Origin of the sequence: Methylomicrobium lacus, from assembly GCF_041897535.1 — a bacterium.
In the GTDB taxonomy this organism is placed as follows: Bacteria; Pseudomonadota; Gammaproteobacteria; order Methylococcales; family Methylomonadaceae; genus Methylomicrobium; species Methylomicrobium lacus_A.
On sequence record NZ_CP169217.1, the window covers coordinates 86,393 to 98,628 of the forward strand.

The window sequence follows — 12,236 nt, forward strand, 5'->3', positions numbered from 1 at the left end:
TATGGAACATCAAGTCTCCGAATTTTTGATCAACGCCTGGGCGGCGATATTCACCTTGATGTTGACGGCCTATGTGGCGCTGGACGGCTTTGACCTCGGCATCGGGATTTTGTCATTGACCGAACGGGACTCGTCCCGAAAGACAGTGATGATGGAGGGTCTGAGCGGGGTATGGGATGCCAATGAAACCTGGCTGGTGTTGCTCGGCGGCACGCTGTTCGGCGCCTTCCCGCTCGCTTATGCGGCGGTCCTGGAAGCATTGTATGTGCCGGTATTACTGATGTTGTTTGCGCTGATTTTTCGCGGCGTCGCCTTTGAGTTTCGTCTGTATGCGCGCCGGCCGGCCGGGTGGATGCTGGCTTTCGGCATCGGCAGCTTGCTGGCGGCGCTGGCGCAGGGCTTCGCGTTGGGTGCTTTGCTTGGCGGCAGGGTCATCGACAGGGCTGGTATTCCAGTCGAACTCTTCGCTTGGTGCAGTCCGTTTTCGCTGTTGGCGGCCATCCTGGTGGTTAATCTGTATGTGCTGCTCGGCGCCTGCTATTTGCTGCGCAAGGCTGATGGGGAACTGCTTGAGTCGGCTCATCGCTGGGCTTGGCGAGCCGCGCTCTCGTTGTCTTTACTGTTGCCGGTGTTTATTGGGTGCTGCGCGCGGGTCATGCCTTCCGTGGTAGCGCGTTGGAGCGCTGAACCTTTTGTCTTCGCAATCCTGGCCGGTTGTCTCGCTATACCCTTGTTGATGTTACTGCGAAGCCTTCATCAACGTCGTAACGGCAGTCCGTTTTTCTGGGCTTTGACAGGATTGATCGTGGCGGTCATAGGCTTGGTGGTAAGCCATTATCCGTTCCTGGTCCCGGGCGCGATGACGCTGCATGGCGCCGCATCGTCGACCAGTACGCTCGAATTCATGCTCTATGCGGTCGGCGGACTACTGCCTTTCATCCTAGGCTATAACGCTTATCAGTATTATGTGTTTCGCGGCCGCCTGCAATCGGAGCACTGATACTGAGCCTTTCTGTTAAAAACTGAGCGCATTTTTTTTCGGACCCGAACCGAGGCCGGATCGGCGGTCAAGTCTAATTCCCAAAGCCCACGGCGGATTGTCTTCGGTTCCATGGCGAATAGCCGCGCGATATAATTGATATCATTATGCCTCAGCTTGGCGGTTTCTATGCCCGCATAACGGCGGCTATCTTTCTCCGTTTATGAGATAATACCCATCTTTTGCACCCGGCACTGTCCGCACATGAAAACCATCAAGACCGATCTGGAACAGACTCTGCATCTTTGTAAAGGAACATTTTTGTCGGCAGCGGGTTTTAGCTTGCTGATCAATTTCCTGATGATTGTTCCATCGATCTATATGCTGCAAGTGTATGATCGGGTGGTGTCGACAGGCAATAAAACCACGCTGCTGATGCTGACATTGATCGTGCTCGTGTTGTTCATTACGATGGCATTATTGGAGTGGGTGCGGTCACAAATTTTGGTCAGGGTCAGCACCCGTTTGGAACTCTTGTTGAATGAACGCTTGTTCCGGGTCGTTTTTAAACAGGCCTTATACAGCGGAGGGCGGCAAGCGACGACACAGGCGCTCGACGACCTGACAGGCCTGCGTCAATTCCTTACCGGCAACGGCTTGTTTGCTTTCTTTGACGCGCCCTGGATGCCGGTTTATTTGGGGCTGCTGTTTATCTTCCACCCCTGGTATGGCTGGTTTTCCGTCCTTACCGCCATGCTATTGACTCTGGTCGCGGTGGCGAACGAAAAAGCCACGGCCAAAACGCTGAGCGAGGCCAACAAAATCTCCATCGCTACGCGAGCCTTGTTAGGCAAGAACTTGCGCAATGCCGAGGTGATCGAATCGATGGGCATGTTAGGCAGCTTACGCCGACGCTGGATGGAAGGTGCGATAAAAGTCCTGGACTTGCAAGCGCTCGCCAGCTCCCGTGCCGGGCTATTAACCGCGCTGTCCAAAGTCATTCGCATCTCATCGCAGTCACTCATCTTGGGCTTAGGCGCCTATCTGACGATCGAGCGCGAAATTTCAGGGGGCCTGATGATTGCCGGCTCCATCCTGATGGGCAGGGCATTGGCCCCTATCGATTTAATGATCGGCACCTGGAAGGGCTTTATCAGCGCACGCGACCAGTACAAGCGCCTCAACGAAATCCTGCAGCAAATCCCCGCCGAAAAGGAGCACATGCAATTGCCCGATCCCCAGGGCCGCATACAGCTCGAAAATGCGATTGTGACGCCCCCGGGCAGCAAGACGCCCGTTATTAAAGGGCTCAATCTGGTGATCGAAAAAGGCGACATTGTCGGGGTGCTCGGTCCCAGCGGTGCCGGTAAATCGACGTTGGCGCGCGCCATACTGGGCATTTGGCCCACAGCGAACGGCGCCATTCGCCTGGACGGTGCGGAAGTCTTCAACTGGGACCGCGAGCATCTCGGCCGTTTCATCGGCTACTTGCCCCAGGACATTGAGCTGTTCGAGGGCTCCATCAGCGAAAACATCGCCCGATTCGGAGAAATCGATCCGGAAAAGGTGGTCGAGGCTGCCAAAATGGCCGATGTCCACGAGTTGATTTTGCGCTTTCCTGACGGCTATGACACCGTCATCGGGGCGACCGGCGGCAACCTGTCGGGCGGGCAGCGGCAACGCATCGGTTTGGCGCGGGCCTTATACGGCAATCCGGTTCTGGTCGTGCTCGACGAGCCGAACTCCAATCTCGACGAGCAGGGCGAAGCCGCGCTCGAAAAAGCCCTGCTGCGGCTCAAACAAAAACAGACGACCGTGATCATCGTCACGCACCGAAGCAGTGTGCTGTCCCGCGTGGATAAACTGATGATCCTGAATGACGGCGCATTGGCGGTTTATGGGCCGAGAGGTCAGGTCATCGACTATTTGCAGCAACAGCAAAAACAGCAACAGGCCGCCGCTCCTGTCGCTCAAGCCGCCCTATAAGCCGCCATGACAGAATACACGCCGAAAAAAACAATGTCTTCGGATTTGCAGACCAATGACCGCTCCATCCGCCTGATCGGCGCGGTGGTCGTGACGTTGACCTTCGGGATTTTTGGGAGCTGGGCATGTCTGGCTCCGCTAGACAGTTCGGCATTGGCGCCAGGCGTCGTCGTCGTCAAAGCGCACCGAAAAACCGTGCAGCATCTCGATGGCGGCATCGTCGCGAAGATTCTGGCCAAGGACGGTGATCGGGTCGACGAGGGCGATCCCTTGCTGATTCTGGACGATACGCAAATCAAGGCGCAGATGGAAATCGCGCGCAGCCAGTTCATCGTCTTGTCGGCTCAGGTCGCGCGCTTGCGCGCCGAAAAAGACCAGCTCAAACAGGTGGTCTTTCCGGAAGTGCTGAACGATGGCGGCGATCAAAGAATCGCCGAGGCCAAACAGGCCGAAAACAATGTGTTTCATTCCAGGAAAACGACCCATGACGGGGAGATGGCGGTGCTCAAGGAAAGAATCAGCCAAATAGCCAGCAAGATAAAAGGCCTGCAAAGCCAGGTCGAGAGTAAAAAAATACTGGTCGCCTCCTACGGCGAAGAGGTCCATGATTTAAAAGAATTATTGGCGGAAGGCTTCGCCGACAAGCAACGCTTGCGCGACATGGAGCGTAGTCATGCCATGCAGAGCGGCGAAATCGCCGAGCTCACCGCGGAAATCGCCACCAACCAGATGCTGATCAGCGAAACGCGTCTGCAAATCCTGCAGGTCGAAAAGAAGTTTCAAGAGGAAGTGGCAAGCAAGCTCAGCGAAGCGCAAGCACAGCTTAACGATGTCAGCGAGCGGCTGTCCGCTTTTCAGGACAAATTGAACCGTATCGTGATCAAGGCGCCGGTCAGCGGCATGGTGATGGGTCTGTCGGTGCATACCCAGAATGGGGTCATTGCGCCCGGCAGTGCGATACTCGACATCGTTCCGAAAGACGCCGAATTGATCATCGAGGCGCAGGTGTCGCCCACCGATATCGACCGCGTCTCGGTGGGGCTGCAAGCCGAGGTGCGTTTCAGCGCCTTCAAACAGGCAACCACGCCCAAAATGAACGGCACGGTCATTCATCTGTCGGCGGACCGCTTCATCGAAGAAAAATCCGGCACGCCTTACTACCAGACCCGCATCGAATTGACCCCGGAAAGCCGAAAGGCTCTGGGCTCATTGCAATTGCTGCCCGGCATGCCGGCGGAGGTATTGATCAATACCGGCGAAAGAACCTTGTTTGAATATTTAGCCCAGCCCGCGACCAATGCGTTTGCGCGCGCATTGATCGAAGATTAGGCGGTACATGAAAAAATTTCACCTGTTGTTGGTGTTGGCGCTTGGCTTGCACGCCCAGGAGTCAGGCGCAGAGGATCTGCTGACCATTTATCGCCAAGCCCTGGAGGCCGACCCGACCCTCAAGTCGGCGGAAGCAAAACTGGAAGTCGGCAAGGCGCAAAAAGGCCAGGCGCTCGGACAGATGTTGCCGCAAATCACTGCCAGCGGCAACTGGTCGAAAAACGAGCAAAGAACGGACGCCGGTTTGAAGGCGGCGCATAGCACCTATAACGGCACGCGCTACTATGTCTCGCTGAGCCAGACCTTGGTCGATTTTGCCAAGTTCTGGGAATGGCGGCGCGCGTCCAAGGTGGAAGATCAATATGCAGCCGAGCAGATCGAGTCCCAGAATGAATTGATTTATAACGTGGTCGACCGCTATTTCACGGTGCTCGAAGCCGAGGATCAGCTGGAGCTGGCGCGCGCTGAGAAGGAGACGACCCGGCGGCAGCTCGAACAGGTGCAAAAACAGTTCGCCAAGCAGGTGCTGAAAATAACCGATGTGTACGCGGTGGAGGCGCGTCTGGATCAAGTCGCCGCCGACGAGATCAAGGCCGAAAGCCAGTTGGTGACCAGCCAGCAAGGGCTGCGCGAATTGACCGGGGTTTCGCCTGCAAGCTTGCAAAAACTGCAAGAAAACATCGAGTACAAGGAACTCGAGGGCGAATTGCAGCAATGGATCGATATGGCGCAAAGCCAAAATCCCGCCTTGTCCGCCAAACGGGGCGCGATCGAGGCGGCGGAAAACAATGTGGCCGTGCAAAGATCCAAATACCTGCCTGTCGTTGATATGCAGCTGAATTATTACGACACCAACACCGGCTATAACAGCCAGAATTTACATTCGAATATACAAACCCAGGTCGCGGCGATCAATGTCAACGTGCCGTTGTTTTCCGGTGGCATTACCACGCAGCAGATGTTTGAAGCGAAAAGCCGATTACGGATGAGCCAATACGATAACGAAATCACCTTGCGCGCGCTGATCAAGGAAACCAGCGACGCCTTTCTGAGCACCAATGCGGATGTCAGGCGCATCAAGGCGGGGAGAAAGGCATTCGCATCTGCGGCCAAATCGCGCGAATCGATGGAGAAAGGCCTCCACTACGGCGTCGTCACGGTCAGCGATCTTCTGAAGGCGCAAGAAGATGAGTTTATTGCCAAAAGAGATCTGGCGCAGGCCAAATACAGCTATATCAAAAATCATATCCGCTTTTTGTTGGCGATAGGATCTCTCGGCGAAAATCACTTGCTCGAGATCAACGATTGGCTGGAGGCGGCCACGAACCCTGCGCCGGCGAATCATAAGTTGGAAATAGGGGATAGGCCTGAATAAACACCATTGCAGCGGCCATCGCCGTCAGGGCGTTGGCTGCCGACATCATCGCTAATGACGGTCCCATTACCAGAACCGCTACCGACAGCAAGACGCTTTGTCGGTTACAACATGCGCACCTGCCGCGCCCAAGCTCCCTTCGGCTGAAGAGACTGAGTACGGCAGATGGCGTTTTCGCGCCGTTAAAACTTACAGGACGAAATTCGAATCCTGCAAGCTGGCGATACCCGAGAGCTCGATCTGGAAGTCCGCGCTACCGTCCCCGTTGACATCGCCTTCAACGATGGCGTTGCCATTCTCTTGAAAATAGCGGAGCTCCCCTTCGACCTTGCCAAATTCCGCATTGGCAATCCAGCTGAACGCATCATTGCCGATTGTCCCCGCTTTGGCGTCGATGCCGGAGAGATCGATCAGGTCTTTTTGGCTGGCAATGAAATCCATGATGGTATCACGGTCGGCGCCGACACCGCTGTCGGCGAGACTTTCAAAGACGAATGTATCGGCTTTTTTACCACCACTGAGCTCATCGACGCCTAGGCCGCCGATAAGTATGTCTTTGCCTGCGTCGCCGAACAACTTATCATCGCCTGCCAGGCCAGTCAGGATATTGTTGCCTTTGTTACCGGTCAAGGTATTGTCCAGATCATTGCCGGTACCGGAGCGGCCGGAACCGATCAACAACAAATTTTCCACGTTGGCGGCCAGCTTGTAATCGATGGAGGATTCGACCTTATCGATCCCTGCATCTTCGTTATTTTCGCTGATCACATCGCCGATATTGTCGACAACATAGGTGTCGTCGCCCGCGCCGCCGGCCATCAAGTCTGCACCTTTTTTGCCATCCAAGCGGTTGTTGCCGGCATTTCCGATCAAGTGGTTGTCCAAGGTGTTGCCTATAGCGTTTAAATCCTCCGTACCCATCAGTTCGATATTTTCGACGTTGTTAGCCAAGGCCTTTGCCAAAGTCGCCCAGCTTTGTACGGTATCGTTATTGCCGCCGTTGCCGGTTTCGGTGACTTTGTCGCCGCTGTTATCGATGATATAGGTATCGTCGCCGTCACCTCCTTTGAGTTTATCGACGCCGCTGCCGCCGTCCAGCGTGTTGTTGCCGCTGTTACCCGTCAATTTATCGTTGAAATTGCTGCCGATCAGGTTGTCGATGGCGACTAAACTATCCCGGCCGTGGCCGCCGGTATTTCGCTGAAAATCGCTCTCTAAGGAGACAGTGACCGCCTGGGCGGCATCCTCGTAGGTTACGGTATCGTTACCGGCATCGCCGGTCAATTCATCATTGCCTGGGGTGCTAAACAGCAGGCGGCCGGCGTCGAACAACGTGGCAGCAACGGTCAGCGGTGCGCTAATGCTTGCTCCCGCCGCGTCGGTAGCCGTGATGACCAAGGCATAGTGGCCTCGGTGAGCCTGTTTGGGGATGCCCGTAATGACGCCGGTCTCAGCATCGAGATGCATCCACGTCGGCAGAGGATCATCATTGGCAAGTTTGGCGCTAAAGCTCAGAACATCGGATAAATCGGCATCACTGAAGGCGGCTGCCGTATGATAACTCCAATTCGGGGAATCAATTTGCACCGCCTGAAGCGCAAGCGGTGCCACCACAATGGGCGCATCATTGACCGGATCCAGCGTCAGGCTGGCTCTGCTGCTGGCGGACAACTCGCCGTCGCTGACCGTGTAGTCGAAGGCGACATTGCCGTTCAGATTTGCCGCCGGTACGAAAGTCCAGCTGCCGTCCGCATTGGCGGTCAGCTGGCCTTGCGCCGGATCGCTCAGGCTTAGAGTGGTGGTATGCAGCGCATCGCCGTCGACATCGCTGGCGCCGGCCAGCAGTTGCGCGGCCGTGATCGTGACGCCGTTGCGTCTTCATTGGCATGGCCCAACGCCACAGGTTGAACCACCGGCGCGTCGTTGATCGGATCCAGCGTCAGGCTGGCGCTGCTGCTGGCGGACAAGGCGCCGTCGCTGACCGTGTAGTCGAAGGCGACATTGCCGTTCAGATTCGCCGCCGGTACGAAAGTCCAGCTGCTGTCCGCATTGGCGGTCAGTTGGCCTTGTGACGAATGGATCAGGCTTAGGGTGGTGATATGCAGTGTATCGCCGTCGGCATCGCTGGCGCCGGCAGGCAACTGCTCTGCCGTGATCGTGATTGCGCTACTGTCTTCACCGGCATGGCCCAGATCGACCGGTGCGGCTTGCGGCGCATTGTTGTCCGAGTTGATTGGCGTGATGCTCACCGTGGTGCTGCCATTGGCAGCCTGTGGTTTAGCCGCATCGCCATCGGAGAATAACCAATCGATCTGTACCGAGGCGGGTGGATTGGCGGAGATATTGCTATAGATAATATGCTGCAGGACGTCGTCGACCAGCGCTTGCGTTGCGGGGGTGCCGCTACTGGTAAAGGCAATGACCAGCATGCCTTCGATCCCATTGTTGCCGAAGGTGGCAAAAGTTTGACCGTCAGCTTGCAGTTCGTTGCCGCTGACAGTAAAGAGCGCAGAATTGCCAAAGCCAAAGCTGTCGTCGGCATTGGTTCCGTCATGGCGCACCAAAGTCAGGCTCGCTCCGGCATAGTCGTCGGCGTCCGCCAGCTCGACATCAAAAATCCGCACTTCGCTTTCCAGTCGCACAGGTTCGCCTTGGCTAGTAAAGTTGGGTTCACCGAATGTGCGATCCAGTGTGCCGTCCCGTCCACATTGTAGCGTGCCAGAGCAAAGTCGTAGTCGTTGCCGTTCCAGCTGTAACCTGATACCAAAATCTTGCCGTCGGTTTGCACGGTAACACTGCGGCCAAAGTCATCCGAACCGCCGAAGTCCGTGGTCACTTTGAAGGTTGGAACTGTCAAGACACCGCTGTAAGCCGCCGGTTGTATACTCGCCGATTCAATAGTTCCGGTTTGCGCTTCCAACTGCCAATTTCCGCCCAAATCTGCCGCGCCGGTCAAATCGGTAGACGCCTCCACATCAGCCCCGGTCACTTGCGCGAGTTGTTCGATAAACGCCAGCCCGCCCTCGCCCTGCGCTACATCGCTGCCGTAGAGCAGAATATCGCCGTTCTCCGTTAAATGGCTGCCGATTTCAGCTAGAAGTGCGGCTTGATTCGCCACGTTGTCGCCGTTCAGCACGCTCGAACCCAGCGTCAGAGATCCCGGCGATCCGGGCGAAAAGATGTCGATCGCGTCCAGATCGGACCGATTCACCAAGGACTCTGCGATCTGTTCAAGCCCATCGCGATCAGGGGTAAGGAAAAAATAGTCGGCATCGGCTGGCAACTCCGCAATCAGGGACTTATAAGCATTTATACGGGAGTCAATAAATACGATACGGGTGCTCATGAGATTTTTTCCTCAACGAATGAATAGGACAATGATAACTTCCACTTATGGTTCCAACGCTCTGCGTGGGAACCCGCTAAAGGACGCTCTGCGTCCCGAACCGCAGGAGCGGTTCAGGCGGTATTCCCACGCAGAGCGCTCATCGTTATACACATCTCGTAGAGACAAGCTGCTGAGCCTCCAGGGCGATGACAAAGTCGCGTAAGCGCTGCAAACCGATCCACATAGCTTTGGCGCCCGGAGGACCATCGTGTTTACGTCCGAGATAGCCACCCAAACTCGCTATCAGGAGGATCACTTCACCCAAACGAGGTGGCGTTAGCGGCGGCGGGCAGCGCTTAACCACAATATAAGCCGCTCGCCACTCTTGTGCGTCGAAGATAATCTCGCAATGCATGTCTGGCGTGGCACGCCCCAGCATCAGGGTGAATAGCACCCGCCACGCAATGACCATGTACAGGGCCAAACAAGGCAGTAGCCGTGCTTCCGTTTCCAGGTGTAGCCGCTTGATTTGGCAGCCGCTCTTCAGCACATGGAAGTAGACTTCAATGCACCAGCGCACGGCGTACCAATCCACCACGGTGGCGGCCCGCTCGAAACTATCGACCGGCAAACTGGTCAACAGGAGCCATTCCAGCGCTTCCACGCGGGGGGGCGGCGCCTCTTCGCGCGCGAGTACGACATTGACGGTGAGCGCTGCCAGTCGATACCCCACGCGAGCAGGCGGCTTGAGGGTCACCCTGGCGGCGCGTAACGTGATATGAGCCAGACGCGCCGCGCGATTTGGCCGCCGCTTCACATTAACCTTGGTGTAACCCAGTACTTTGGCTTGGGCTAAGGCGTCCCACAGATGTTTCATGCTGCTCTCCGCGGTGAGCAGACATCGGTTTTGCGCCGCACGGACGATCCATTGGGCACGCATGGTGGGTGCGTAGTCTTCGTATTCGGCAAACCATTCGTAAATATCGCCCTCTCGATCGGCAAGATTGACCAGCAAGGTCTCTGGCAATTGCGCCTGTAACGCGCAGCTGTCCTGATAGCTTTCGATCCAATGGTAACTTTCTTTCTCATCCACACCTTTACTACGCCGTTGCTGTCGCGGGCTGGGCGCTTCACGCGTCCAATACGAGGCTTTCACGACCCCCAAACAAATACGCGATGGGGTAAAGGCAACGGTCGGATGCAGTCGGTGCGACCGTTTTTCCACGTCCCTCAAGGTACCTAGCCTTTTGGGACCCAAGCTAATGTTCTCATCGTCTTCAGTGGTGTCTTGCACCAGCAGCACGGCCGGACAACTCTTCATGCGCTCGACAGTAGCGTCTCGATGCGGTGCCAGTATCTTCTCGAACGTCGCCTTGTCGTTATCGAAGAAACGATAAGCTCCTATCGTATCCTTCCAGCCTCCGCATGCTGACGGGATACTCAGTTGCGGGTGCTGGCCCAGTTTCTCATTACTGTTCTCCAAAACCTGTCTTTCCTTGTAGTTTAGTCTTTGGGAGACTTGTGTATAACGATGAGCCCAGAGCGTGGGAACGATGAGGGCGAATTTCGGGAAGTTACTTTTGAGCAAATCCTGATATGTATTGACCTGTCAATATCTAAAAACAATTTTTCAAATGCATCATCCAGTGTGTGGGTAGCAGAACGGGCGGTTTGCCGACGGTTGATCAGTCTGATATGCGCGGGTTGGTTACCGCATGACAACCGATTCGTCGGGGAGCTGCCTCGCTCTAAGTTCGAGGGTCATCCCGTTGCCGGGCGCCTCCTAGGATTACCGAGGATTCTCCCACCGTTGCCCCTTCTGCTACCGACACACTGCATCATGGCGAGTACTCCTTACGCGCGGGCCGTTGCCGGCGCTAGCGTTTGCCCAATCGCCCAGATAAACCCTGCCAGCTCACGGGCGATAGCGGTACAGACCTGCACCTTCAACTTACCCCGCGCCGCCAACAGCCGGTAACGCCCACACAAGCGGGTTTGCGCTTTCCAGGCGATATCTTGCACCGCGTCCGAGGCTTTCTCGGCCCGGCGCTGCAAGACCGCCGTCTTGCGGGCCGGGAAGCGATAACACCAGGCCGCTTCCACCAGCACTCGCCGCACATGACCATTGCCGGTCTTGGTGATGCCGCCGCGCGATTTACTGCCGCCGCTGGAATATTCGCTCGGCACCACGCCCAAATACGCCATCAGTTGTGGCGCGCTGGCGAAACGCTTCAAGTCGCCGATTTCGGCCACGAGGGTGGTCGCGGTCAACAGATTCACCCCGCGCAAGGCCATCAAGCCCTGAATCACCGGCCAGAATACCGATTCGGCTGCCGTACTGGCGATCTGTTGGTCAAGCGTATCGACCCGTTTGTTCAGGGTCTTGACCGTATCGATGTATTCCTGAAACACGATCTGCTGTACCGGATGCGCCAGTTTCACCGTTTCCAGCCAGCGATAATGCGCTTGCGTCCAGCGGCTTTGGCCAGCATAGCGCAGGCCGTGCCGCAGCAGAAACGCCAGCAAACGCTGTTTGGCTTGCCGTTGCAGATGCTTTAGGTCTTCCCGGGCCCGCGTCAAATCACGCAACGCTTCCTGGGCTGTATCCGGCACCCACACCGCCGTCAACTCGCCGGCTCGATGCAACCGGGCCAGCATCAAACTATCGCGGCGGTCGGTTTTGACCCGGTCGCCGGCCTTCTTCGGTATCAGCGACGGCGCCACCACTTGGCAATCCCAACCTTGCTCCGTCAATTGCCGATGGATGCCGTAACCACAAGGCCCCGCTTCGTAGCAAAACGATAGCGCCGCATCGCCTTTTCTGAGCTGCTTGATCAGTTTGTCTAGCGCGGCCGGCGTGTTGGCTATCTCGCCGTGATAACGAACTTCACCCCCTTCGGCTTCCGCCACCGCTACCGCGATCGTTTCCTTGTGTACATCCAATCCTACATATTTGTTAAACTTCTTCATGACCTACCCCCTCAATTTCGGCTCTGAGCCGATGGTTTTATGAAACCCCAAGCTTAACCCGTGCGCTTGAGGTGTGGTAGGTCAATACATGATGTCTAAGCAGAGATCGAGACGTCCTTCGACACCTAGTTTTTCGTAAACTGCGGAGATGCGGGCACAGGGCTTGCGCCATGGGGAAGGTTCGGTTGGAGGTTGCCCTGTGTTTGCCAAAGCCGCGTGGTTAAATTACGATCTATTCAAACCTGACCGGCATGAATGTGACCACATTC

Annotated in this window: 9 protein-coding genes; 4 read left to right on the forward strand and 5 right to left on the reverse strand. The window is 56.2% G+C overall.

All coding sequences use genetic code 11. The annotated features are described in order from the left end of the window. Position 1: 1 nt before the first annotated feature. The 4 genes from ACEPPP_RS00355 (at position 2) to ACEPPP_RS00370 (ending at position 5,669) form a co-directional block, all read left to right on the forward strand. On the forward strand, positions 2–1,000 hold the full coding sequence (locus ACEPPP_RS00355; protein WP_374089084.1) for a cytochrome d ubiquinol oxidase subunit II: 999 nt from the start codon (positions 2–4) through the stop codon (positions 998–1,000). A gap of 243 nt (positions 1,001–1,243) precedes the next feature. After that, positions 1,244–2,965: a type I secretion system permease/ATPase gene (locus ACEPPP_RS00360; RefSeq protein ID WP_374089085.1), complete on the forward strand. Its 1,722-nt coding sequence runs from the start codon at positions 1,244–1,246 to the stop codon at positions 2,963–2,965. Between the two features lie 6 nt (positions 2,966–2,971). Beyond that, positions 2,972–4,294 (forward strand): HlyD family type I secretion periplasmic adaptor subunit, encoded by a 1,323-nt coding sequence (locus tag ACEPPP_RS00365; protein ID WP_374089086.1) that lies wholly within the window; start codon positions 2,972–2,974, stop codon positions 4,292–4,294. Between the two features lie 7 nt (positions 4,295–4,301). Further along, positions 4,302–5,669 carry a TolC family outer membrane protein gene (locus ACEPPP_RS00370; RefSeq protein ID WP_374089087.1) on the forward strand — a complete coding sequence of 456 codons (1,368 nt, stop codon included), beginning with the start codon at positions 4,302–4,304 and terminating at the stop codon, positions 5,667–5,669. Between the two features lie 189 nt (positions 5,670–5,858). Here ACEPPP_RS00370 and ACEPPP_RS00375 read toward each other — a convergent pair whose 3' ends face one another. From ACEPPP_RS00375 to ACEPPP_RS00395, 5 genes are all read right to left on the reverse strand, one after another. Further along, on the reverse strand, positions 5,859–7,529 hold the full coding sequence (locus tag ACEPPP_RS00375) for a tandem-95 repeat protein (RefSeq protein ID WP_374090956.1): 1,671 nt from the start codon (positions 7,527–7,529) through the stop codon (positions 5,859–5,861). Then, positions 7,460–8,293 (reverse strand): cadherin-like domain-containing protein, encoded by an 834-nt coding sequence (locus tag ACEPPP_RS00380; protein ID WP_374089088.1) that lies wholly within the window; start codon positions 8,291–8,293, stop codon positions 7,460–7,462. Before ACEPPP_RS00380 ends, ACEPPP_RS00375 begins: the two co-directional genes overlap by 70 nt. After that, the gene (locus tag ACEPPP_RS00385) at positions 8,236–9,015 is read right to left on the reverse strand and encodes a DUF4347 domain-containing protein (RefSeq protein WP_374089089.1); all 780 of its coding nucleotides are present in this window, start codon (positions 9,013–9,015) and stop codon (positions 8,236–8,238) included. Before ACEPPP_RS00385 ends, ACEPPP_RS00380 begins: the two co-directional genes overlap by 58 nt. A 145-nt stretch (positions 9,016–9,160) precedes the next feature. Continuing rightward, positions 9,161–10,552, reverse strand: a complete 1,392-nt coding sequence (locus ACEPPP_RS00390; protein ID WP_374090957.1) for an IS4 family transposase — start codon at positions 10,550–10,552, stop codon at positions 9,161–9,163. 299 nt (positions 10,553–10,851) lie between these two features. Continuing rightward, positions 10,852–11,967 (reverse strand): IS110 family transposase, encoded by a 1,116-nt coding sequence (locus tag ACEPPP_RS00395; RefSeq protein ID WP_374089090.1) that lies wholly within the window; start codon positions 11,965–11,967, stop codon positions 10,852–10,854. Positions 11,968–12,236: the final 269 nt, after the last annotated feature.

Bases quoted from the DNA above. Each gene is read 5' to 3' on its own strand.
- ACEPPP_RS00370 (WP_374089087.1), top strand. From the start codon at position 4,302: ATGAAAAAATTTCACCTGTTGTTGGTGTTGGCGCTTGGCTTGCACGCC.
- ACEPPP_RS00385 (WP_374089089.1), bottom strand. From the start codon at position 9,015: ATGAGCACCCGTATCGTATTTATTGACTCCCGTATAAATGCTTATAAG.
- ACEPPP_RS00365 (WP_374089086.1), top strand. From the start codon at position 2,972: ATGACAGAATACACGCCGAAAAAAACAATGTCTTCGGATTTGCAGACC.
- ACEPPP_RS00360 (WP_374089085.1), top strand. From the start codon at position 1,244: ATGAAAACCATCAAGACCGATCTGGAACAGACTCTGCATCTTTGTAAA.
- ACEPPP_RS00355 (WP_374089084.1), top strand. From the start codon at position 2: ATGGAACATCAAGTCTCCGAATTTTTGATCAACGCCTGGGCGGCGATA.
- ACEPPP_RS00395 (WP_374089090.1), bottom strand. From the start codon at position 11,967: ATGAAGAAGTTTAACAAATATGTAGGATTGGATGTACACAAGGAAACG.